Origin of the sequence: Actinomyces oris (assembly GCF_001553935.1) — a bacterium.
GTDB lineage: Bacteria > Actinomycetota > Actinomycetes > Actinomycetales > Actinomycetaceae > Actinomyces > Actinomyces oris_A.
In genome coordinates, this window is record NZ_CP014232.1 from 2,983,950 (window position 1) to 3,007,739 (window position 23,790).

A 23,790-nucleotide genomic window follows, 5' to 3' on the forward strand; every position below is an offset into this window, starting at 1 on the left:
CGGCCCCAGGCGCGCAGTGACGCTCAGCGCCCGGAGAAGCGCTCCTTGAGCTTGCCCATGACGCTGGAGTCGCGCACGGGCTCGACGTCGTCCTCCCCGCGCAGGCGGGCCAGTTCGGTCAGCAGCTCGCGCTGACGGTCGTCCAGGCGCGTGGGGGTCTCCACGACGATGGACACGTGCAGGTCCCCGCGGCCCTTGCGGCGCAGGCGCCCCACGCCCAGGCCGTCGAGGACGACCTCGTCGCCGGGCTGGCTGCCGGCCTTGACGGTGACGTTCTGCTCGCCGTCGAGGGTCTGCAGCGGGAAGACGGCACCCAGCGCGGCCGCGGTCATGGGCACGCGCAGCTCGGTGTAGAGGTCATCGCCGTCGCGCTCGAGGAACTCGTGCGGCTTCTCGTGGATCTCCAGGTAGAGGTCGCCGTTGGGCCCGCCGGCCGGGCCGGCCTCGCCGCGCCCCGACATGCGGATCCGGGTCCCGGTGGACACCCCGGCGGGGATGGAGACCTCCAGGTCCTGACGCACCCGGGTACGGCCCTCGCCGGAGCAGTCCTTGCAGGGGGTGACGATGACGGTGCCGTAGCCCTGGCAGCCCGGGCAGGGCGAGGAGGTCATCACCTGTCCCAGCAGGGTGCGGGTCATGCGCTGGACGTTGCCGACCCCGTTGCACTGGGAGCAGGTGACCGGTTCGGTGCCCGGTGCGCAGCACGAGCCGTCGCAGGCGGTGCAGGTGACGTAGGTGTCGATGGGGACCGACCGGGTCGCCCCGAAGGCGACGTCGGAGAGCTCCACGTCCACGGCCACGAGGGCGTCCTGGCCGCGGCGGGCCCGGGAGGCCGGTCCGCGGCTGGCCGCTCCCCCGCCGAAGAAGGACTGGAAGATGCCGCCCAGGTCGCCGAAGTCGGCTCCGGCGAAGCCGCCGCCGAATCCGCCGCCGCCTCGCACGGCGTCCTCCCCGCCCAGGTCGTACATCTGGCGCTTGTCGGGGTCGGAGAGGACCTCGTAGGCGGAGGAGACCTCCTTGAACTCGTCCTCGTGGCCGGGGCCGGCGACGTCGGGGTGCAGCTGGCGGGCCTTCTTGCGGTAGGCCTTCTTGATCTCCTCGGGGCTGGCGTCGCGGCTGACGCCGAGGACCTCGTAGTAGTTGCTCACTGCGTTCTTCCTTTACGGCTACGACTTCTGCGGTGGTGGTCTGGGGGCGTGCCCGGCCGGGCCGCTTGGGGCGGGTCGGGCAGGCCGGTTCTCAGGTCTCCGGTGGGGACAGGAACCGGGACAGGTAGCGGGCCACAGCCCGAACGGCGGTCATGGTGGCCGGGTAGTCCATGCGGGTGGGGCCGATGACTCCGAGGTGGGCGACGGCCTCACCGGTTCCCGACCCGTAGGTGGTGGTGACGACGGAGGCCTCGGCCAGGGCGTCGTCCTTGTTCTCCGATCCGATGCTCACGCGCATCCGGTTCTCGCCGGCCGGGGCACCGTTGTCGGCGGTGAACAGGCGCAGCAGCACCACCTGCTCCTCGACGGCGTCCAGGAGGGGACCCAGGGAGGAGAAGTCGGGGGTGGCGCGGGCCAGGTTCGCGGTCCCGGCGACAACGAGCCGCTCCTCCGCGTCGGGGCGCAGAGCGGCGATGAGCTCGTCGGAGACGGCCTCGAGCAGGAAGCGCTCGTCGGCGGGCGCCTGCTCGGCCAGGGCCGCCAGGATCGGGGCGACGTCGGCTGCGCGGCGGCCCGCGAGGGCACCGTTGAGCCGGGTGCGCAGGCGCTCCAGGACGAGGGGGTCGACGACGTCGGCGATGTCGAAGCCCCCATCATGGCGGGAGCTCAGGGAGCCCCGGGACCTGAGGGTCACGGTGCGCTGGTCGACGCGCCCGGTGTCGGTGATGATGACCAGCAGGACGCGCTCAGGCCCCAGGGCCACGAGCTCGAGGTGCTGGAGGGCCGCGTACCGCAGGCTCGGGTACTCGACGACGGCGAGCTGGCCGGTCAGCTGGGCCAGGGCCCGCACGGTGCGGGCCACGACCTGCTCCAGGTCGACCGCTCCGGACAGGAGCGCGGTGATGGCGGAGCGCTCGGGTGCCGAGAGGGGCTTGATGCGGGCGACCTCGTCGACGAAGAGCCGGTAGCCCTTCTGGGTAGGCACGCGCCCGGCCGAGGTGTGCGGCTGGTGGATGTAGCCCTCGTCCTCCAGGGCCGCCATGTCGTTGCGGATGGTTGCCGGGGACACGCCCAGGCGGTAGCGCTCCACGAGGGCCTTGGACCCCACGGGCTCACGCGTGCGCACGTAGTCGGTGACGATGGCGGACAGGACCTTGAGACGTCGGTCGTTGGCCACGGGTCCTCCTCCCCTCATCAGTGCCGAGACGCGATCAGTGCTGGCGTCAGGCGGCAGGCCGCCCGCACACCGGTGGGGTGCGGCCAGCGATTAGCACTCACCCCATGCGAGTGCCATCCTACGCTGTGCTCCGGCGGGTCCACCGCCGGCGGACCGTGAGTTTCCCCTACCGTGCCGAGGGTGAACACGCCCGCCCCGTACCGCTCCCCCGTTCCCGGATCGACTGCCGCCCGCCGCGCCGCCCTGAGGGCTCGCGCCGAGGCGGAGCAGAAACGGCAGGCGCAGGGCGCCCCGGCCGGTTCGCGCTCGCGCGGTGGGGCGGCTGCGAGCACACCCGCTGCCCGTAGGCCCTCGTCGAGCGACCGCTACGGCGGGGACGTGCTGTCAGTGAACCCGCACCGCACCGGGCCCGGCGCCATACGGCCGGAGTCGGTGCACGTGCCTGTGGCACCGGGACTGGTGGTCGAGGACCGCCAGACCGGTTTCGTCGGGGCCGCGGTGGCGGTGGAGAAGTCGGGCGGTCAGCACGTCGTGGTCCTGGAGGACCGCCACGGTGTGCGGCGCGGCTTCGCCCTGGGGCCGGGGTTCTGGATCGAGGGCCGCCCGGTGATCCTGGACCCGCCCGTGGCGCGCAAGCGCAAGCCCACCGGCGCGGTGAGCGCCGCCGGCAGGCGGCTGACGGCCTCGGGCTCCTACGCGGTCGAGGGAGAGCGGGCCAAGGTGGCGCGCGCCTCGCGCATCTGGGTGGAGGGCAAGCACGACGCCGAGCTGGTGGAGAAGGTCTGGGGTGACGACCTGCGCCACGAGGGCGTCGTCGTCCTCATGCTCGACGGCGTCGACAACCTCGAGGAGGTCATGGCCGACTTCGGTCCGGCCCCCGAGCGGCGAGCCGGCGTCCTGGTGGACCATCTGGTGGGCGGTTCCAAGGAGTCACGGATCGCCCAGCGGGTGTCCGAGATGCCCGGCGGGGAGAACGTGCTGGTCCTGGGGCACCCATATGTGGACGTGTGGCAGGCGGTCAAGCCGGCCCGAGTGGGTCTGGAGCGCTGGCCGGACATCCCGCGGGGCACCGACATCAAGCACGGCACCCTGGAGGCCCTCGGCTGGCCGCACGCCGACCAGGCCGATATCGCCCGGGGCTGGCAGCGCATCCTGGCGACGGTGCGCTCCTACAAGGACCTCGAGCCGAGCCTGCTGGGCCGCATGGAGGAGCTCATCGACTTCGTCACCGCCCCGGGCACGCGCTGAGCCCGGAAACGGCTGGCTCATGAGAGCAGGGCGGTTCAGTCCTCAGCGGCCTCGGCCTGGTCGGCCAGGGCCAGGCGGCGGGACTGGGACAGCAGGCGGGCGTCGAGCGCCAGCAGACCCACGGTGAGCACTCCGCCCAGAGCCTTCCACAGGAGGCCCGGGGCGATGAAGAGCAGGACCATGGCGGCGATGATCGGCACCAGGTGCTTCATGGAGCGCCCCACGTAGCCGCCGAAGCTGGGCATCTCGACGCCGTCGGACTCGGCGACGGACTTGACCATGAAGTTCGGGCCGTTGCCGATGTAGGTGATGGCTCCGCACAGGACGGCGCCCAGCGAGATGGACACGAGGTAGAGCTCGGGAATCCCGGCAACGTCCATGCCGCCGGGGTGGGAGACCTTGCCGGCCATCTCGAAGAAGGTCGCGTAGGTGGGGGCGTTGTCCAGGACGGAGGAGAGCCCGCCGGTGAAGATGAAGAAGGTGACCTCGTTGAGCGGCAGCGAGCCGGCGACCTCGTCGAGGTAGTGCAGGGCCGGGATCATGGTGAGGAAGATGCCGATGAACAGGATGGCGACCTCGGCGATGGGGCCCCAGGTGAACTGGTTGTCCTTGAAGCGGACCTCCCGGCTGCCCAGGAAGTAGGAGCCGGCCGCGGAGGCGAGCATGATGAACTCGCGCACGGGGATCCAGTCGCCCAGGGCGGCGTGCCCCTCCTCGATGGCGTGAGCGTCGACGGAGGGGGCGAAGGCGACGGCGGCGATGATGACGGCGAAGAAGACGAAGTTGAGCGAACCCTTGAGGCCCAGGGGCTCGATCTCGGTGTCGTCGTCGTGCACGGCCTTGGCGGGCTCCTGGGAGTAGTAGTAGGAGTCCAGGGCGTAGTAGCTCACCAGCAGCATGACGTTGACGAAGAGGTACTCGCGCAGGAGGTTGAAGGTCCAGGTGAAGGGCACCCCGCGCAGGAAGCCCAGGAACAGGGGCGGGTCGCCCAGGGGCGTGAGGAGCCCGCCGCAGTTGGCCACGATGAAGATCGTGTACAGCACCGTGTGCACCCGGTAGTGGCGTTCCTTGTTGGTGGCCAGCAGGGGCCGGATGAGGAGCATGGCGGCGCCGGTGGTGCCCACGAAGGAGGCAAGGACTCCGCCGATGGCCAGGAAGATCGTGTTGTTGCGGGGCGTGGCCCGGATGTCGCCCTTGAGGAAGATGCCTCCGGAGACGACGAACAGGGCCAGCAGCAGGCAGATGAACTGGACGTACTCCACCACGGCGGCGAAGACGGACGTCCAGCCCAGGGCGAGCCACATCCAGGCGGCCACCGGCACCCCCAGGCCCACGGCGACGATCAGCTGGCTGGAGTGCTTCTCCCACCAGTGGGCCGTGGCCGGGATCAGCGGTAGGACGGCGATGCAGGCGAGCATGCCCGCGAAGGGCAGGACGGACCACCACTCAAGATGCACGGCATTTTCCTCACAGAATCGGGACTGTTCGCGTCACCATACCGTCCCGGGCATCAGTTTCCCCGGTGAGGGCCTGTGGTCTCTCGTGCTGAGACCGACTTTCCGGCCTGCTGCGGCCAGGGGGCCGCGCCGGGCTCAGATCCAGCCGGCCAGCACCTTTCTGGCTTGCTGAGCCAGGGCGGCGATGGCGCCGTCGGAGTCGTTGCCCCAGGGGATGTAGTGGAAGCTGCCGCCCCCAGCAGTGGTGAAGGTCTCGCGGTTGAGCTGGTTGATCTCCTCGAGTGTCTCCAGGCAGTCGGAGACGAAGCCGGGGCAGATGACGTCGAGGCGGGGGCAGCCGGCGCGGCCGAGCTCGCCGACCGTGTCAATGGTGGCCGGCCCGATCCAGGCGGCGGGCCCGAAGACGGACTGGAAGGTGAGCTGGGCGAGGCCATCGGGCAGGTCGAGTCGCCGGGAGAGGAGCCGGGCGGTGCGCTCGCACTCGGAGCGGTAGGGGTCTGCGGCGTCGTGCATGGCCTGGGGGATGGAGTGGAAGGACAGCAGGAGGCGCTCGCCGGCGGCCGGGTCGGGGCGGCCGTGGACCTGCCAGTACTGCTCCAGTGCGGTGGCGAGGGCCTCGATGTAGGCGGGCGCCGTCTCGAAGGAGCGGATGGTGCGCAGCTCGGGCTGGTTGCGGGAGGCCAGGATGAAGCGGGCGGCCTCATCGACGACGGTGCCGGCCGAGGATGCGGCGTACTGCGGGTAGAGCGGGATGAGGGCGATCCTGCGGCAGCCGGCCTCCATGAGCTCACCCATGACGCGGCGCAGGGCCGGCTGCCCGTAGCGCATGGCGATACGGACCTGGACCGATTCGCCGAGCTCGTCCTGGAGCAGCTCGCCCTGTCGCTCGCTGTAGTGCATGAGCGGGGAACCCGAGCGGCTGGTCTCCTCCCCGGGGCGCCAGATGGTGGCGTACTTCGCCGCCGATGCACGAGGGCGCACCCGCAGAATGATGGCCTCCAGGACGGGGCGCCACAGGAGGGGATGCGTCTCAACGATCCGGCGGTCGGAGAGGAACTCCCGCAGGAAGGGCCGGACGGCCCTGGCCGTGGGGGCCGCTGGCGTGCCGAGGTTGGCCAGGATGAGGGCGGGACGCTCGTCCGCGCCACTCGGGTCAGGGGTGGTGGGGCTCAGGGGCACGGAGGTCCTTGGGAGGGGCAGGATCGTTCTCGACGACGGTGTTGAGCGACGTCGGCCTCACTCTAGCCGAGCGGGCCCACCCTCCGGCTCACAACGAGTCCGCGCCCCGCCGGCTGGAGCTGGCGGGGCGCGGAGGAGACCTCGGGAGACGATGTCAGCGGACGACGTCGTAGCCCTGGATGCGCACGTAGGAGTAGGCGGAGAGCAGCGCCACCAGCGGGACCGTCACAAGCCAGCCGATCAGCGTGATCCCACCGATGAAGTAGAGGCCGACACCGGTCAGAGCGAAGGGGAAGAGCTCTCCGACGTGACTGGACAAGGTTGCCCACGACGCCTTCATTCCCGCAATGCCGTCCACGCCCTTATCCACGGTGAAGTAGACGGAATAGTAGAGGAGGAAAGCCATGATGATTCCCGGAATGAAGCACAGGAGCAGGCCCACTCCCGTGGCAACCGCAGTGAGGAGGCTGGCCAGAAGGCTGGCCCCGAAGTTCGGGAAGGAGAAGATGTCGTTCCACTCCAGCTGCCGCCCAGAAGCCACCTTGAGGGACATGTTGGCGGCCACGATGGCCGAGAACAGGCGGACAACGGGAGCGACATACCCCCAGAAGGGGATTCCGTAGCTGAATCCGTACTCTTCTCCGTTGAGCTCGACACGCGAGTCAAATCCAAGATTTGAAAGAATGGCCCACACGCCGAAGCCGACAACGAGAATAAGCGCGTTGTCCTTGAACTTGGACCACGCCCAGGACAGGCCGTCGCCGACGCTCATCGGCGCACCGCCCATCGCACCTGCAGGGTAGTACGGCATATCGGCTCCGCCGCCCATGGTGGACTGGGGGCCGTAGCCCTGTGCCGCCCCAGCCTGAGACCCGTAGTTTGGAACGGCACCGGCTTGAGGTCCGTAGCCGGGTTGCTGATGAGCGTCGGGGCCGGCCCCATAACCGGGCTGTGCTCCGTAGCCCGGGACGCCACCGGGTTGAGATCCGTCGTCTGGGTAACCTGGATACTGTGGAGTAGTCATCCCGTCAGATTGCCACAACTCCCTGGCACTACACTGAAAATATCAGGGCATCAGCAAGGATAGATCGTGAGCGGCCCGCACCTGCCTGCTCGCGATAGGGACCTTCGTCCTAGTTAAGGCAGAGCTCGAAGACGACCTCCGTAGTGGCGACCAGGAGATGTCCTCGATGCGCCAGGCGACCCCGCTCACTGCGTCATCTGCTGGCTCTCCTGCAGCTTCTGCATCTTCAGCTTTCTGCGAGAACGATTGGCACTGACCAGCAGCCAGACAGCCAGGACCAGCAGCAGAATCCTCGCAGTAAGTCCGCCAAGCAGGACGGCAGGATCCTCAGGGCCAGAACCAGGCCTCGACAAACGACTAAGAACTGCGCCAATCGTTCCTAGAATAATGAGAACCGCAAGTACGCGCTTGAGCCATATAGAGAGCACAGTCAGATTTCCTTCGATTGCAGATCGACACCCTAACCTACCAGACATTCATATCGGCTTCGGGTTCACTGGGTCAGGGCGCGGGTGACGGTGTCGGCCATGAGACGGCCGCGTAGGGTGAGGACCGCCCGGCCCCGCAGTACCGCGCCGGCGTCGAGGAGTCCATCGCCGACGAGGCCGGCCACGACGGGCACCAGGTGCGGTGGGGTGGCTCGGCCCGCATCAGGGCACTCCGCTGAAGGGCCGCCCGGCCGGTTCCCGAGACTCGCCAGCTCGATGCCCTCGCGCAAACGGATACCCAGCATGATCCGCTCCAGCTCGCGGGAGTCGGCGTCGATGACCTCGTGTCCGGCCACGGGCAGGTGTCCGGTGGCGATCTGCCCGGCCCAGGCGACCGGGTGCTTGGTGTTCCACAGGCGCACGTCCCCCAGGTGGGAGTGGGCTCCGGGCCCGGCGCCCCACCAGTCCCAGTCCAGCCAGTAGGCCTGGTTGTGGCGGCACTCGGAGCCGGGCCGAGCCCAGTTGGAGATCTCGTACCACTCGTAGCCGGCCTGCCCCAGGGCGGCGTCAGCCATCTCGTACTTGGTGGCCTCGTCGTCGTCCTCAGGCATGGGCAGCTCTCCGCGACGGACCTGCCCCCACATGCGAGTGCCCTCCTCGATGACCAGGGCGTAGGCGCTCACGTGGTCCGGGCCGATGCGGGTCACCGCATCTAGGGAGCGCTGCCAGTCCTCGGCGGTCTCCCCCGGCGCCCCATAGATGAGGTCCAGGGAGGTGCTCAGGCCCGCCCGTCGCGCCCAGTCCACCACGCAGGGCACCCGGGCAGGCTCATGGGTGCGCTCCAGGACCTTCAGCACGTGCGGCACGGCCGACTGCATCCCGAAGGAGACGCGGGTGAAGCCGCCTTCGGCCAGGGCTGCCAGGCCGGCTTCGTCCACGGAGTCCGGGTTGGCCTCCGTGGTCACCTCCGCGTCGGCAGCGAGCCCGAAGCACTCGCGCACCAGATCCAGCATGCTCACCAGGTCGGCGGCGGGCAGCATGGTGGGGGTTCCTCCGCCCACGAAAACGGTCTGCGCGGCGCGCACCGGCAGGCCCGCCTCGTCCATGGCGCGGCGGGCGGCGCGCAGCTCGCCGGCGAGGGTTCCCACGAAGTCCTCAGCCGAGGCGCCCTGCCCCATGGTCAGGTTCGTGTAGGTGTTGAAGTCGCAGTAGCCGCAACGCACCCGGCAGTAGGGCACGTGCAGGTACACCGAGAACGGGCGCTCGCTGCCGTCCGGTGCGGACTCGGCAACCTGCGCCGGCAGCTCCCCCATCCCCGGCAGGGGCTCTCCCACTGGCTGGGCCGGACTCACTGGTCGCCGCCTTGCTCGGCCGACTCATCCTCGCCGGACAGGACGCCGGCGGGGATGGTCGGCTTGGGTCTGCCGGAGTCGCCGGCGCGGGCGGCGATCTGGGCGCACACGGTCATGAGCACCAGTACCCCCGCCACCATGGCGAAAGGGACCACCCAGCCACCGCTGCGCTCATGGACCCAGCCCATCACCACCGGCCCCGTGGCGGCCAGGCAGTAGCCGGTCGTCTGGATGACCGCGGTGGTTTGGCGGTTCTCGTCGACCGACGACGAGCGGCGGATGACCAGGGTGAACAGGGCGGCAAAGAAAGCACCCTGCGCAATCCCGGAGAACATGCAGGGCACCAGCCAGTAGGCGGGGGCCACCGTCAGGCAGACCGGCAGCATGAGCCAGCAGGCGCTAATGACGCCCAGGACCCTGCTGGCCGGCCACCCCAGCGCCTCGAACATGACCGGGACCAGCAGAGGCCCCACGATTCCCAGCAGGGAGAACACGGAGGCCGCCACTCCCGCACCGGACTCGCTCATGGAGAGCTCGTCGACCAGCGCCGTGGGCAGCCACCCCGAGATCGCGTAGTAGGAGAAGGTCTGGGCCGCGAAGGCCACCGCCATCACCCAGGTCAGAGGGCGTCTCCAGACGGCGGTACCGGTCGGCGACGTCGGACGGGCCAGGGAGCGCTCCGTCACCCAGGAGGTCATCCCCGATCGCTCCCGTAGGCTCTGCCGGGGCGCCTGGCTGCCGGGCGGGAAGACCCACAGCCACAGTGCCCCGGCCAGCAGCACCGGGATGGCGGTCCAGGCGGCGGCCGAGCCCTGCCAGCCGATGAGGAGGGCCAGCGGCACGGCCAGGGCGGTGGCAGCGGTGACGATGACGTTGCAGGTCGAGGAGTACAGGCCCGTCATGAGTGAGGTGCGGTGCCAGAAGTCGCGGCCGATGACCATGGGCGCCACCAGGTTGCCCACCGTCAGCCCCGCCCCGATGATGACGGTTCCGGCGAAGGCAGCCCAGGTGGTGCCGGCCGAGCGCAGCAGCGCCCCGGCCAGAGCCATTCCCAGGGTGAGCAGGCCCGCGGTGTTGATGCCGACGCGACGCACCACCATCGAGGCCAGTGGGGTGAGCAGCCCGAAGCACAGGATCGGCACGGAGGTCAGTGCGCCGCGAGCCACCTCGCCCATCCCCAGGTCCTGCCCCAGGCGCGTCAGCAGGGGCGGGATGACGCCGACCGGTGCCCGCAGCACCGCACAGAAGCCGAGGAAGCCGGCGACGATGACCATGAGCCAGGCGCGGCGGGGCAGCCTGGCAGCTGTGCTCACGACCGGTCCGCCGGGTGCAGCAGGCCGTCGCCGCGCCCCTCGCGCAGGCGCCAGGGCTGGGACTCCACGTGGTTCCAGGCCTGTCCCTCGGCCTCGAGGTGATCCAGCATGGAGGCGCCGCGCTCGGGGATCCAGGCCGCCTCGGTGCGCACTGCGGTCAGGTCGCGGATCGTGCGCCCGGCATCCAGGCCCCGCTGCTCGAAGCGGGTCATGACCCGCCCCTCGTAGCGGGGCGACCACCCGCCGCGCACGCCCGCCGGGGATCCGGGGTCCAGGCCGTTGCCCGGGCTGTCCCCCTCGGCGGTCTCGGCCCCCAGGTCGGGGCGGGCACCGGCGTCGTCGTGCCGGAAGTAGGGCAGGGTGATGTCCGGGCGCAGGCCGGTGGGCAGGGCCGCCACGGCCTCGACGACGTCACGCATCTGCCAGGCGTAGTCCGCCCAGTCGGTGGCCAGGCGCCACACCCCGCCAGGACGCAGTACCCGCGCCACCGAGTCGGCGAAGGCCGTGGTCACCAGGCGGCGCTTGCGGTGGCGGGGCTTGCGCCAGGGGTCGGGGAAGAACACCCACACCTCACTGGCGCAGGACACCGGCAGGGCGGTGGCCAGCAGCTGGGAGGCATCGGCGGGGACGACGCGCACGTTGTGCAGGCCCTGACGGTGGATCGAGGTCACCAGGCGGGCGATCGCGGTCTCCCAGACCTCCACCGCCAGGTAGTCCACCCCCGGGTGGGCGGCGGCATGGGCCAGGAGCGCCTCACCGCTGCCCGAGCCGACCTCGACGATCAGTGGCCGCGCCTGACCCACGTGCCCGAAGACCTTCTCCGGATCCAGGCGGAAGCTCGGGGACACGGTACGCACGGCGTCGGCCCGCGGCACGTCGACCACGTAGCGGGGGCCGAGCTGGGCCAGGGCCTCGGCCTGGACGGGACGCAGCCTGCCGCCGGCACGCGAGAAGGAACGCACCCTGGAGTGGATGGCGTGGGAGCGGGGCGGGTGGTGCTGAGCCATGCGGAGCCTTGCGTCCTTTACTTCTGTGAGTTCTCGAAACCGTCTGCCCGGGGCCGTCGGGCACTCAGCGGCGCCGTCAGCCGACCCGCTCGTGGGCGGCGGCCCGCACGTACTTCTTGGTGAAGTCGGCGATGACGCAGTTGCCGAAGATCTCGGAGTTGAGCAGCCCCTGGGCGTCGCGCGGGTCATGGTGGGCGAACCAGCGCCGGCAGGTGACCCGGTGCCCCGGGGAGGAGACCACGCGCACCTCGTCGCCGGTCTGCACCGCCCCCTCGGTGAGCACCGACAGGTAGACGCCCACCCGGTTGCGCGCCGAGAAGACCTCCACCCAGTCCGCACGGCCCACACCGCGGGCGAAGGTGGCGCACGGGTTGCGCACGCCGGTCACCCTGACCCGCAGCCCTCCGTTGCCAGGGTCCCCGATGGATAGGATCGCGCCGATCTCCACGTCGTCGATATCGCCCTCGATGAGGAGGTTCTCCCCCAGCCGTCCCGGCTCGATACCTCCCAGGACCTCGGACCAGTGGCGCTGCTCAGCGGCGCTCATGACGTAGAGGGCCTTGTCACTGCCACCGTGGTGGGCACGGTCCCCGTGCCTGTCGGTGACGATCCCGGTCCGGCTCACCTCAACCGGCCCGTCGACGGCACCCTTGTGGATCGCTGAGACGCCCGCCGCTCCGGCGTCGGGCCGCAGCCCCTTGACGGTGCACACCGCGCCGACGGTTCCCACCAGGTCGCCGTCGTGGAACGGTGAGGGCTCGTCCTGGTGGCGCCCGTCCGCACCGGCGTGGGGCTCACCCAAGACCCGGGCCAGCTCCCGGGTCAGGACTAGCCCGGAGCCGTCGTCGCTCAGGGCAGCGTCAACCGTGGTCTGCCTGCTTGTGTCACTCATGTCCGCAGCCGTCCTTCCGTCGTCCGCCGGCGCCGTCCTGGTCCTACTCAGCCCTACTCAGCCCTGCTCGATACTGCTCGTGCCCGCAGGCTGCGCTACTTGCCCGGCTTGGCGCCGGTGGGAGTGTCCGCGCCGAGGGCTGCGATGAAGGCCTCCTGAGGCACCTCGACCCGGCCGATGGCCTTCATGCGCTTCTTGCCCTCCTTCTGCTTCTCCAGCAGCTTGCGCTTACGGGTGATGTCACCGCCGTAGCACTTGGCGAGCATGTCCTTGCGCAGGGCCCGGATGGTCTCGCGGGCGATGACGCGGGTGCCGATGGCCGCCTGCACGGGGACCTCGAACTGCTGACGCGGGATGAGGTCCTTGAGACGCTTGGTCATCATGACGCCGTAGGAGTAGGCCGAGTCGCGGTGGACGATGGCACTGAAGGCGTCCACCTTGTCCCCGTTGAGCAGGATGTCGACCTTGACCAGGTTGGCGTCCTGGGAGCCGTCCGCCTCGTAGTCCAGGGAGGCGTAGCCACGGGTGCGCGACTTCAGGGCGTCGAAGAAGTCGAAGACGATCTCCGCCAGTGGCAGCACGTAGTGCATCTCCACGCGGGACTCGGAGAGGTAGTCCATGCCCTGCATGGTGCCCCGACGCGACTGGCACAGCTCCATGACCGTGCCCACGAACTCGCTGGGGGTCAGGATCGTGGCCCGCACCACCGGCTCGGAGACGGAGGAGACCTTGCCCTCGGGGAACTCGCTGGGGTTGGTCACCGTGTGCGTGCTGCGGTCCTCCATCTTCACCTCGTAGACCACGGAGGGGGCGGTGGAGATGATGTCCAGGTTGAACTCGCGCTCCAGGCGCTCGCGGATGATCTCCAGGTGCAGCAGGCCCAGGTAGCCGCAGCGGAAGCCGAAGCCCAGGGCCACGGAGGTCTCCGGCTCGTAGGTCAGGGCGGCGTCGTTGAGCTTGAGCTTGTCCAGGGCGTCGCGCAGGGCCGGGAAGTCCGAGCCGTCCACTGGGAACAGGCCGGAGAAGACCATGGGCTTGGGGTCCTGGTATCCCGACAGGGGCTCGTCGGCCGGGGCCGCCGCGGAGGTGACCGTATCACCGACCTTGGACTGGCGCACGTCCTTGACCCCGGTGATGAGGTAGCCGACCTCACCGGCCCCCAGCCCAGCCGACGGCGTGGGCTCAGGGCTGATGACGCCGATCTCCAGCAGGTCGTGGACGGCCTTGGTGGAGAGCATCTCGATGCGCTCGCGGGGCTTGAGGGCGCCGTCGACGACGCGCACGTAGGTGACCACGCCGCGGTAGGTGTCGTAGACGGAGTCGAAGATCATGGCGCGGGCCGGGGCCTCGGGGTCGCCGTGCGGGGGTGGGACGGTCTCGACGATCCGGTCGAGCAGCTCGGGCACGCCCTGGCCGGTCTTGCCCGAGACCTTGAGGACGTCGTCGACGTCGCAGCCGATGAGGGAGGCGATCTCCTCGGCGTGCTTCTCCGGCTCGGCGGCGGGCAGGTCGATCTTGTTGAGGACCGGGATGATGGTCAGGTCCCCCTCGATGGCCATGTAGAGGTTGGCCAGGGTCTGGGCCTGGATGCCCTGGGCGGCGTCGACCAGGAGGACCGCGCCCTCGCAGGCCGCCAGGGAGCGGTTGACCTCGTAGGAGAAGTCGACGTGCCCGGGGGTGTCGATCATGTTGAGGGCGTAGGCGCGCGTGACGCCGTCGTCGCCTTCGATGGCCCAGGGCATGCGCACGGCCTGGGACTTGATGGTGATGCCGCGCTCGCGCTCGATGTCCATGCGGTCCAGGTACTGGGCGCGCATGTCGCGGGGCTGGACGACGCCGGTGGCCTGGAGCATGCGGTCGGCCAGGGTGGACTTGCCGTGGTCGATGTGCGCGATGATGCAGAAGTTACGCAGCCGGGCCTGCTCGGTGGCGGCGGGCTGGACGCTGGTCATCTGCTCTGGTGTGGGGATCGGTGACACGGAGATCGGTTCCTGGCTCTTCCTCATATCCGGCATGGGTCTGGCCCAAGTCTCCCACGACGGCGGCCCGCCGCCCCAGCCCGCCGGGCCAACCCACAGTGTGAGGTGCGGCCGCACGCCGACTCCCCTCACGTCCCACGGGCGCAGGCGTAGGCGATCCCACCACCGGACAGCGACTGACTTAGGTTAGCCTTCCTCGCATGCTGGAACGCATCCACTCCCTGCCCTACCCCGGGGTCTTCCTGTTCTTCTGGTGCCTGGCCATGATGCGTTCGCACACGATGTACTGGATCGGCCGGGGCATCACGGCGGGGACCGCGCGCACCCGGTGGGTCTCGCTGCTCGAGTCCCCCGTGTACGCCCGCGCCCAGGCGTGGTCGGCGCGCTGGGGCGTGCTGGCCGTGCCGGTGTCCTTCCTGACCGTCGGCATCCAGAGCGTCATCCAGCTCTCCGCGGGAGTGGCCCGCATGCCGCTGCGCCGCTACGTGGCGGCCACAGCCGCCGGGGCGATCGCCTGGGCCGCCGTCTACACGACCATCGGCATGGCGGTCCTGTCGGCCTGGCTCACCGGCCCAATCGGCCGCATCGTCGTCATCCTGGCCGCCGCGGCGCTGATCGCCTCCATCGTGGTGCGCCGCCGTCGACGAAGGACCGCGATCGCTGAGACAGCTGGTGAGACTGGTTTCGTCTCCCGGGGTCGGCAGCGTTAGAGTGACCGCCATGACGACACGGCACACGACCTGGTGGTGGCTCCCCTTGAGGCGAGCCGCCATCCTGACGCGCTAGGACGTACCGGCTCGCTCACCGCGGGCCCGCCCGACGCATGAGTGAGAGGCCCGCCTGAACCCCGATCTCAGGAAAGAGGCCCCATGCCACCCACCGTGCCAGACACTGCCCCCGAGGCCGCACCGTCAGCCGCCTTGCCCGCAGTCTCACCCACTGTGCTGACGCGCTCAGTGCGCTACCACGCCGACGGCGGTGCCCTGCTGGAGCGGCTGACTCGCTCCGGCATGCTGCGCACCACTGCGGGCCCGGCCACGCAGGGAGGCTCTGTGCGGCCGGTGGACTGTGTCCTGCTGGAGAGCGCCGACATCACGACGAAGGCCTCGCGTACCACGGTCGCCGTCCTGGAGGCCTCGGCCAGGCTGACGTGCTGGGGCGGGACCGTGACGGCTGAGGCGCTGGACGCCGTCGACGGGGCAGGCTCCGGGGCCGATGGTCTGGCGGCTCTGGCTCGTCTTGAGGAGGGGCTGGCCGAGCACGTCACCGACCGCGCCCCCGGCCGGTTGACTCTCACCCTGCCCACGATCTGCGACGACGACCCGTCCATCGAGGAGCGCGAGCGGCTCACCGCCCTGTCCACGATCGAGCCGCTGCGCCTCCTGGCCCGGGCAGAGGTCGACCACCCCCACCTGCCGCTGGAGGCGGGGGCCTTCGCCTTCGACTACCTGTCCACCTTCGAGTCCCTGCCCGAGGTGGCCCAGGGCGCCAACACCTGCCCCGACTACCTCTTCTACGACGCGCGCATCATCCTGGTCGTCGACCACCCCACGCAGGAGGCGACCCTGGTGGGAGCCTCAGTTGACGCCACCGACCTGAAGCGGCGCATGGAGACCTTGGCCGCCGCCATCGACAGGATCGAGGAACCAGCCGACAGCGCCAACACAGCCATTGAGGCACCGGCCGGTGGCCCCGACTCCCCCGTCCTGCACGCGGTGCCCACCGTCTCCGACGCCGATTTCGAGGCAGTCGTGGAGGAGATGCGCGGCTACATCGCTGACGGCGACGTCTATCAGGTGGTGCCCTCGCGCGGCTTCACCATTGACTGCCCCGATGCGCTGGCCGCCTACCACGTGCTGCGCCATGCCAACCCCAGCCCGTACATGTTCTACCTGGCCGCCCCGGACTTCGAGCTCTTCGGAGCCTCCCCTGAGTCGGCGCTGCTGTACTCGGTGCGCAGTGGCCGGGTCGCCATCCGACCCATCGCCGGGACCCGGCCGCGCGGGCTGCACCCTGACGGCTCGGTGGACCACGAGCGCGACACCCGCCTGGAGCTGGAGCTGCGCACTGACGCCAAGGAGGTCGCCGAGCACGTCATGCTCGTGGACCTGGCCCGTAACGACGTCGCCCGGGTGAGCCGTCCGGGGACCCGCAGTGTGCAGGACCTGCTGCGTGTGGACCGCTACAGCCGGGTAATGCACCTGGTCTCCGAGGTCTCCGGCGAGCTGGCCGAGGACTTGGACGCCCTGGACGCCTTCCGCGCCTCCATGACGATGGGCACCCTCACCGGGGCCCCCAAGCTGCGGGCCGCCGAGCTCATCCGCCAGGCCGAGGGCGTGCGTCGCGGCTCCTACGGCGGCTCAGTGGGGTACATCCGCGGTGACGGGGAGCTGGACACCTGCATCGTCATCCGCTCCGGCTTCGTGACGAACGGGAGAGCTCTGGTTCAGGCCGGGGCCGGTGTCGTGGCGGCCTCCTCCCCGGCCGCCGAGGCCGCTGAGACCGTCCACAAGGCCCGTGCCGTCCTGGAGGCAGTCGCCGCCGCGCAGGGCGCCACCCTCGTCATCGACCAAACCGGCAACCAGGCTGGCAACCAGACCGGAGAGGATGCCTGACCCATGTCCTTCACCAGCAGCCAGAGCACCGCACAGGCCACCGGGAGTCGTACCGAGGCATCGGCACCGGCTCGGGTGGTTCTGCTCGACAACCGCGACTCCTTCGTCTACAACCTCGTCGACCAGTTCGCGACCCTCGGCTCCCAGATCGAGGTCTACCGCAACAACGTGCCGGCCTCCCGGGTGCTCGCCGCCCTGGAGCCCACCGAGGCCGAGCGGCAGGCAGGGCGGCGCCCGGTCCTGTGCCTGTCCCCCGGGCCGGGTTACCCGGCGACGTCGGGCTGCCTCATGGAGCTCATTGCCACCGCCCTGGATGAGGCGATTCCGACGCTGGGCATCTGCCTGGGGTTCCAGGCCCTGGTCGAGGCCTGCGGCGGGCGGGTCAGCCCGGTCGGCCCGGTCCACGGCCGCTCCGACCGCCTCGAGGTCACTGAGGCGGGGCGCGCGGACGAGGCCTTCGCGGTCCTCGACGGCGGTCCGCTGGACGTGGCCCGCTACCACTCCCTGGGCACGCGCACACTTCCTGAGGCACTTGTCAGCCTTGCCCGGACTACCCCGACAGATGAGGACACAAGCGGAGGCATCGTCATGGCGGCCCGGCACCGGTCGCTGCCCGCGGTCGGGCTGCAGTTCCACCCCGAGTCGATCCTCACCCCGCAGGGCCCGGCCCTGCTCAAGGCCGTCACTGCTGGCCTGGCCCAGACCCCCTGAGCCGCGCCACCGGCCCGGCGTCGCGCAGATACCGGCGTCGAAGCAGCCGTTCGGGCAGAATCACCCCCGGGCGCCCCACAAGCCTCAACCACCTGCGAAGGAGCTACAGACCGATGAGTCAGACCAACAGCGCGGCCCCGGCCGCTGCGCAGGCCGCGCCTGCCGCCACGGCGCAGGAGGCGCACGAGCTGCTGCGAGAAGTGGTGCAGGGACGGCGCCTGAGCCGCGAGCAGGCCTCCGCGGTCTTCGCGGCCCTGGGCGCCGGCGAGCTGTCCGAGGTGGAGACGGCGGCGCTGCTGGCGGCGCTGCACGCCCGCGGTGAGGAGCCCCAGGAGGTCGCCGGGGCCGCGAGCGCCTTCCGTCAGGCGGCCCGGGACTTCCCTTCGGTGTCCTTCCCGCTGGTGGACGTCGTGGGCACCGGGGGCGACGGCGTGGGCACGATCAACATCTCCACGGGGGCGGGCCTGGTGGCCGCCTCGTTGGGGGTCGCGGTGGCCAAGCACGGCAACCGGGCGGTGTCCTCCAAGACGGGGGCGGCCGATGTCATCGCCGAGCTGGGGCTGCCGCTGGACGTGGAGCCGGCCACGGCGGTCGAACTGCTGGCCCGTGACCACTTCACCTTCCTGTTCGCCCAGGCCTACCACCCGGCGATGCGGCATGTGGCGCCGGTGCGCAAGGCGCTGGCGACGCCCACGATCTTCAATGTCCTGGGGCCGCTGGTGAACCCGGCCCACCTGACCTTCCAGCTCATGGGCGTGTGGGACCCGGGTATGCTGGACATGATCGCTGAGGCCATGGTCCAGCTGGGGCGCGAGCGCGCGCTCGTGGTCCACGGCTCGGGCCTGGACGAGATCGCCGTCCACGGGCCGACCCTCATGCGTGAGGCGACACCCGACGGGGTGCGGGCCTACGAGGTCACGCCTGCGGACCTGGGCGTGCCCGCCTACGAGCTGGCCGACCTGCTGGGTGGGGAGCCGGCCGACAACGCCCGCCTGCTGCGCGAGGCCGTCTCGGGTGAGGGACGGCCCGCCCACCGCGACGCGATCGCAGTCAATGCCGGTGCCCTGCTGTACCTCACCGGCCGGGCCGACAGCCTTGCCGACGGCACTGCGGCGGCCCTGGAGCAGATCCGTTCCGGTGGCGTGGCCCGCCACCTGGAGTCCATGACCAAAGCCAGTGACCTCGCCACTGAGACGGCCTGAGGAGAAGCCGTGACCACCCCCGACACCGCCCCCGTCCCCGCTGCGTCACCCGATGGCGCAGGCCCTGGCGAGCGCGCCCACCGTGAGCCGGTTGAGGCGCGTCTCATCGCCACGGGCACCGTCCTGGACTCGATCGTCCAGGCGCGCCGCGAGCGCATTGATGAGCTGCGCGCCCGTTTCGGGCACCTGAGAGCCGAGGACCTGGAACGCTCGCAGCGCTCCTTCGCGGCCGCCCTGCGCACCCGTAGCGGCCAGGGTCGCAGCCCGCAGCCGGTTCTCATCATGGAGTGCAAGGCGGCCTCACCCTCACGCGGCACCATCCGCTCCGACTACGACCCGGCCTCGCTGGCCGCCCAGTACGCACCCTACGCGGCCGCGGTCTCGGTGCTCACCGAACCCGATCGTTTCAACGGCTCCTTCGACGACCTGGCCGCTGTGCGCGAGGTGGTGGACGTGCCCGTCCTGTGCAAGGACTTCATCGTTGATGAGGTCCAGGTGCTGGCGGCTCGCAGCCTGGGGGCGGACGCGGTCCTGCTCATGCTCTCGGTGGTGCCCGACGACGTCTACCGCGAGCTGGCCGAGCTGGCTCACAGCCTGGGCATGGAGGTGCTCACGGAGGTCTCCACGCCTCAGGAGATGTATCGTGCCTCGGCCCTGGGGGCGGAGGTCATCGGTATCAACAACCGTGATCTGCGCACCTTGGAGACGGATCTGGCGCGCACCGAGGAGATGGCTCCGCTGGCTCCGGCCGGGGTGGTGCTTGTGGGTGAGTCGGGGGTCGGTGCTGCCGAGGATGTGCGGCGCATGTCGGGCCTGGTGGACGCCCTCCTGGTGGGTTCGTCCCTGTCCGGGGCCCCGGATCCGGCCGAGGCCGCTCGTCAGCTGGCCACCGCGGTACCGCTGCCTCAGGGTGAGGGTACGTCGTCGTCGGCCCTGGACCGGGGCGGCCAGGAGACGGGTCACCATCCGCGCCTGCCGGCCTTCTTCGGTCCTTACGGGGGCCAGTTCGTGCCCGAGCTGCTCATCCCGGCGCTGGACCAGCTCGAGGACGCCTTCATCGATGCCCAGGCCGATCCGGCCTTCGCCGCCGAGCTGGAGACGCTCATGACCCGCTACCTGGGGCGTCCCACGGCGGTCACCGAGCTGCGCAACCTGCCGCTGGAGGGCAATGCCCGCATCCTGCTCAAGCGCGAGGACCTGGTCCATGGTGGCGCCCACAAGGGCAACCAGGTTCTGGGGCAGGCCCTCCTGGCCAAGCGGATGGGTAAGCGGCGCATCATCGCCGAGACCGGCGCCGGCCAGCACGGGACGGCCACCGCCATGGTCTGCGCCCTGCTGGGCCTGGACTGCACCATCTATATGGGGGCCACCGACGTCGTGCGTCAGGCGCCCAATGTCGAGCGTATGGAGCTCATGGGCGCCACGGTGGTCCCGGTGGACAGTGGTGCGGGCACGCTCAAGGACGCCGTCAACGAGGCGCTGCGCGACTGGACGGCCTCCTTCGCCGACACCCACTACCTGCTGGGCACGGCGGCCGGTCCTCACCCCTTCCCCACGATCGTGCGTGAGTACCACCGGGTCATCTCCCGGGAGGCCCGCGCCCAGGTCCTGGGCCTGACGGGGCGGCTGCCGGACTCGGTCATCGCCTGCGTGGGCGGCGGCTCCAACGCGATCGGCATGTTCGCCGAGTTCATCGACGACCCCGGGGTCGAGCTCATCGGAGTTGAGCCGGCCGGTGAGGGCCTGGAGACCTCCCGCCACGGCGCCCCCATCAACAAGGGGCTGGTGGGGATCCTCCACGGGGCGCGCAGTTACCTCATGCGCACCTCGGAGGGGCAGGTCGAGGAGTCCTTCTCGGTCTCGGCGGGCCTGGACTACCCGGGCGTGGGGCCCGAGCACGCCTGGCTGTCGGACACCGGCCGGGCCCGCTACGTGGGCATCAGTGACGACGAGGCGATCGAGGCTTTCCGGCTGCTGTCGCGCCACGAGGGGATCATCCCCGCGGTGGAGTCGGCCCACGCCCTGGCTCAGGCCCTGGCCATGGCCCGCCAGGTGCCCGACGGCGAGGAGCCCCCGATCCTGCTGGTGTGCCTGTCGGGCCGTGGGGACAAGGATCTTGACCAGGTGCAGGCGAGGCTGGGCGGCTCCTTCTCCACTGACGGCGCCGTGGCCAGGGCCTCGCGCATGGTGGAGCAGATGGGCAAGCGCACCGAGTACGCGGGTCTGAACGCCGCCATGGGCACCAGCCCGGACGCCGGCCCGGATGAGGAGTTCTGAGATGAGTCGTTATCCCGCGATGTTCGCCGCCCTCAAGGAGCGCGGTGAGGGCGCTTTCGTCCCCTTCGTCATGGTCGGTGACCCCGACCCGGACACCAGCGAGGCCGTCATCGAGGCGCTCATCGCCGGTGGGGCCGACGCCCTCGAGCTCGGTGTGCCCTTCACCGACCCGGTCGCCGACGGCCCCACGATCCAGAAGGCGCATGTGCGGGCCCTGGCCGCGGGTGTGGGTTTCCAGGACTGCCTGGAGGTGGTTCGGCGGGTGCGCCGGCGCCACCCGTGGCTGCCCATCGGCATGCTCATCTACGGCAACGTGCCCTTCGCCATGGGCCTGGAGCGCTTCTACTCCGAGTGCGCGCAGGCCGGCATCGACTCGGTGTTGCTGCCCGACGTCCCGATCCGCGAGTCGGCCCCCTTCAGTCGGGCCGCCGAGGAGGCCGGTATCGACGCCGTCTACATCGCCCCGCCGTCCGCCGCGGCCGAGACCCTGGACGCGGTAGCGGCGGCCTCACGCGGCTACGTCTACGCCGTCTCCCGGGTGGGGGTGACCGGCACCGAGCGGGCCTCCTCCACCGTGGGGCTCGCCGAGTCGGTGGAGCGGCTGCGCGCCGACGCCGCCGCACCGGTGATGCTGGGCTTCGGCATCTCCACGCCCGAGCAGGTCGCCGAGGCCATCGCAGCCGGCGCTGACGGCGCCATCAGTGGATCGGCCACGGTCAAGATCGTGGAGCGCTACGCCCCCGAGATTGTGGCGGCCGCCAGCGGCAACAACGGCGCAGGCGGTAACGAGGAGCGTCGTCACTACGCGCTCGGAGCGTTGCGCAGTGACCTGGTCACCTTCACCGCCACGATGAAGGGGGCCACGCGCCCGCACTGATGGGCGAGGTCTGGCAGACGAGCCAGGAAGAACAACGACAAAGGTCGGTTGCACCGAAAGCTGGGTGCAATCGACCTTTGTCTATTCATTTCATGAAGGCAGGGAAAGCGCGGCAGAAGAAGCGCTTCACCATTTCCATAGCACTGTGTTCAGAGATATATTAAAGGACCGGTCGGCGCCCCTTCCGATCATTTCAGTGAAAGGCATGCTCATGCACGTCCCATCCTCCCCACCCACTCGTCCGTGGCGGCGCCTCCTGGGCGTCGCCACGGTTCTTACCCTGCTCACCGTCGGCGCCGTCGCCGCTCCGGTGAGCGCAGCCGTCCCAACCGCCGCCCCGAGCCCAGGAATCACCGTGGAGGGTCGCTATCATCCCGCCGGCGCCGGCTGCCACGGCTCCAACAGTGCCGAGGGCTGCCTGAGCTGGGGTGTCCGAGTCCCCTCGACCGTCGCCCCGAACTCAACGACCACCGTCACCATTGAAGCCGACTCCGTGCCGGGTCAGTGGACCTGGACCTGCCCCTCTCCGGACGGCGACAGGGTAACCGGGACCAGTGCCTTCTACATTGACAGAGGCAAGGACGAGCCCGTATCGAAGCTGGCCGACTCCGGCCTGGGTTTCTTCGACCACCTGTACTACAACCAGCACGGGGACAGCGCCGGCTCGGTCACAGCCGCTTCCTGCACTCCTGAGCACCTGAGCCTGACCTATGAGGTCAACTTCGACGCCGCCCGGGACCAGAGCTCCTATCTCGACCTGGATCTGGGGACCACAGTCGTGGCTCCCGGTGCGGACGCACGCAGCTACACCTTCAGCCCGAAGATCACCACCTCCACGGGCAGCCTGGTTCTCACGCCCACCGCGACGGCCCACAAGCCCGCTGCCAGCGAGGCTCACGCCACCGTGTCCACCCAGGAGGTCGCGGTCGACGGCGCCGCCAGGGACACGTCCCGCTTCACCATGACGGCGCGGAACGACTCCACCACGCCCCTGTCCAACTTCACCATCTCCGCCGGCCGGACCAGGGGGCAGGCCCAGGTGGGCACCTTGACCTGCGACCTGACCGCCTTCGGAGGTAAGGTCGTCTCCGCCACCGGACCGGCCGAGAACCTCACCGTCTCCAGCGGAACGGCCAAGGTCCCCCAGGGCAAGGAGATCACCTGCCAGGTGGACCTCACCGGCGTCGTGGGACGCAACGCGGTCAAGGCCTCACTGACCACCGGCAAGCAGACCTTCTCCAGCGACTTCACCAAGGACCGCCCCATCGGCGAGGTGAAGGTCGAGCCCACTGATCGCGGAGTTGAGGCCGCCCCCACCGGCACCTACGAGGTCGAGGTCGGCTACACCGTCACCTTCACCAACACCACCGACGCCGACGGCCACACCTCCAATATCGTCCTGCATCCTCCGGTCCCGGCCGGCTTCAGCTTCATGTACGTGTTGAACAGTGGCACGCCGTGGTGGATCAGTATGGACGACTACGCGCTCCAGCCCGATGGCTCTATACCCCTGTCCACGAGCGACACCCTGTACGCCCACTCGTCAACCACGATGACCTTCACCGCCTTCTACGAGGTCAATGCTGCGGCGGTCACCGAGGACACGTGGAAGTCCCTGGGCACCTGCGACCCCAAGGACCCCTCCAGGGGACTGACCACCCAGATCGACGTCGTCGGCAGCGACGGGGTTGAGCCCGGCACCTACTCGGCCTGCACAGTCGTGACGCGCACGAAAAACTGAGCACGAGCACAGGTCGATCAGCCCGGCTGGCTGAAGGTCGGATAGGTGAGTATTTCACCTATCCGACCTTCATATGGCTGTCTCCCGCAACGGAAATCCCATTCAGTAAGAAGCAGTCCGTTGAAGACGCAATTCGTTCCTTACTCCATTCACCTCACTTCAC

General features: G+C 70.0%; 18 protein-coding genes. 8 read left to right on the top strand and 10 right to left on the bottom strand.

Annotated elements, in window-relative coordinates:
• Positions 1–23: 23 nt before the first annotated feature.
• Positions 24–1,148 carry a molecular chaperone DnaJ gene (gene dnaJ, locus AXE84_RS12055; RefSeq protein WP_060958042.1) on the bottom strand — a complete coding sequence of 375 codons (1,125 nt, stop codon included), beginning with the start codon at positions 1,146–1,148 and terminating at the stop codon, positions 24–26.
• A gap of 91 nt (positions 1,149–1,239) precedes the next feature.
• The gene (gene hrcA / locus AXE84_RS12060; RefSeq protein WP_060958043.1) at positions 1,240–2,325 is read right to left on the bottom strand and encodes a heat-inducible transcriptional repressor HrcA; all 1,086 of its coding nucleotides are present in this window, start codon (positions 2,323–2,325) and stop codon (positions 1,240–1,242) included.
• A 180-nt stretch (positions 2,326–2,505) separates the two neighbouring features.
• Here hrcA and AXE84_RS12065 point away from each other — a divergent pair, with 180 nt between their 5' ends.
• The gene (locus AXE84_RS12065; protein ID WP_420480483.1) at positions 2,506–3,573 is read left to right on the top strand and encodes a DUF3097 domain-containing protein; all 1,068 of its coding nucleotides are present in this window, start codon (positions 2,506–2,508) and stop codon (positions 3,571–3,573) included.
• Between the two features lie 35 nt (positions 3,574–3,608).
• Here AXE84_RS12065 and AXE84_RS12070 read toward each other — a convergent pair whose 3' ends face one another.
• The 8 genes from AXE84_RS12070 to lepA all read right to left on the bottom strand — a co-directional run bounded on the left by AXE84_RS12070 (position 3,609) and on the right by lepA (position 14,240).
• The gene (locus tag AXE84_RS12070) at positions 3,609–5,030 is read right to left on the bottom strand and encodes a sodium:proton antiporter (RefSeq protein ID WP_060958045.1); all 1,422 of its coding nucleotides are present in this window, start codon (positions 5,028–5,030) and stop codon (positions 3,609–3,611) included.
• Between the two features lie 135 nt (positions 5,031–5,165).
• Complete coding sequence (gene hemH / locus AXE84_RS12075) at positions 5,166–6,209, bottom strand: ferrochelatase (protein ID WP_060958046.1); 1,044 nt, start codon at positions 6,207–6,209, stop codon at positions 5,166–5,168.
• A gap of 154 nt (positions 6,210–6,363) precedes the next feature.
• Positions 6,364–7,020 carry a hypothetical protein gene (locus AXE84_RS12080; RefSeq protein WP_236750071.1) on the bottom strand — a complete coding sequence of 219 codons (657 nt, stop codon included), beginning with the start codon at positions 7,018–7,020 and terminating at the stop codon, positions 6,364–6,366.
• 706 nt (positions 7,021–7,726) lie between these two features.
• Positions 7,727–8,974 carry a radical SAM family heme chaperone HemW gene (hemW, locus tag AXE84_RS12090; protein ID WP_060958047.1) on the bottom strand — a complete coding sequence of 416 codons (1,248 nt, stop codon included), beginning with the start codon at positions 8,972–8,974 and terminating at the stop codon, positions 7,727–7,729.
• 35 nt (positions 8,975–9,009) lie between these two features.
• Positions 9,010–10,326 carry a CynX/NimT family MFS transporter gene (locus tag AXE84_RS12095; RefSeq protein WP_060958048.1) on the bottom strand — a complete coding sequence of 439 codons (1,317 nt, stop codon included), beginning with the start codon at positions 10,324–10,326 and terminating at the stop codon, positions 9,010–9,012.
• Positions 10,323–11,333, bottom strand: a complete 1,011-nt coding sequence (trmB, locus tag AXE84_RS12100; RefSeq protein WP_060958049.1) for a tRNA (guanosine(46)-N7)-methyltransferase TrmB — start codon at positions 11,331–11,333, stop codon at positions 10,323–10,325. The genes AXE84_RS12095 and trmB overlap by 4 nt, the downstream gene beginning before the upstream one ends.
• 76 nt (positions 11,334–11,409) lie before the next feature.
• Positions 11,410–12,225 carry an MOSC domain-containing protein gene (locus AXE84_RS12105; protein WP_060958050.1) on the bottom strand — a complete coding sequence of 272 codons (816 nt, stop codon included), beginning with the start codon at positions 12,223–12,225 and terminating at the stop codon, positions 11,410–11,412.
• A gap of 95 nt (positions 12,226–12,320) precedes the next feature.
• A complete protein-coding gene (gene lepA, locus AXE84_RS12110) occupies positions 12,321–14,240 on the bottom strand; it encodes a translation elongation factor 4 (RefSeq protein ID WP_060958051.1) in 1,920 nt (639 codons plus the stop codon).
• Between the two features lie 164 nt (positions 14,241–14,404).
• Here lepA and AXE84_RS12115 point away from each other — a divergent pair, with 164 nt between their 5' ends.
• From AXE84_RS12115 to AXE84_RS12145, 7 genes are all read left to right on the top strand, one after another.
• Positions 14,405–14,914 carry a VTT domain-containing protein gene (locus tag AXE84_RS12115; RefSeq protein WP_060958052.1) on the top strand — a complete coding sequence of 170 codons (510 nt, stop codon included), beginning with the start codon at positions 14,405–14,407 and terminating at the stop codon, positions 14,912–14,914.
• Between the two features lie 159 nt (positions 14,915–15,073).
• Positions 15,074–16,819 (top strand): anthranilate synthase component 1, encoded by a 1,746-nt coding sequence (locus tag AXE84_RS12120; protein WP_060958053.1) that lies wholly within the window; start codon positions 15,074–15,076, stop codon positions 16,817–16,819.
• Positions 16,820–16,822: 3 nt separating this feature from the next.
• Entirely contained in the window at positions 16,823–17,530 is a 708-nt protein-coding gene (locus AXE84_RS12125; RefSeq protein WP_081093169.1) for an anthranilate synthase component II, read from the top strand.
• A gap of 113 nt (positions 17,531–17,643) precedes the next feature.
• Positions 17,644–18,732 carry an anthranilate phosphoribosyltransferase gene (gene trpD / locus AXE84_RS12130; RefSeq protein ID WP_060958054.1) on the top strand — a complete coding sequence of 363 codons (1,089 nt, stop codon included), beginning with the start codon at positions 17,644–17,646 and terminating at the stop codon, positions 18,730–18,732.
• Between the two features lie 9 nt (positions 18,733–18,741).
• Positions 18,742–21,009 (top strand): tryptophan synthase subunit beta, encoded by a 2,268-nt coding sequence (gene trpB / locus AXE84_RS12135; protein ID WP_060958055.1) that lies wholly within the window; start codon positions 18,742–18,744, stop codon positions 21,007–21,009.
• Position 21,010: 1 nt separating this feature from the next.
• The gene (gene trpA, locus AXE84_RS12140; RefSeq protein ID WP_060958056.1) at positions 21,011–21,886 is read left to right on the top strand and encodes a tryptophan synthase subunit alpha; all 876 of its coding nucleotides are present in this window, start codon (positions 21,011–21,013) and stop codon (positions 21,884–21,886) included.
• Positions 21,887–22,091: 205 nt separating this feature from the next.
• On the top strand, positions 22,092–23,627 hold the full coding sequence (locus AXE84_RS12145; RefSeq protein WP_060958057.1) for a hypothetical protein: 1,536 nt from the start codon (positions 22,092–22,094) through the stop codon (positions 23,625–23,627).
• The last annotated feature ends 163 nt before the right edge of the window (positions 23,628–23,790 follow it).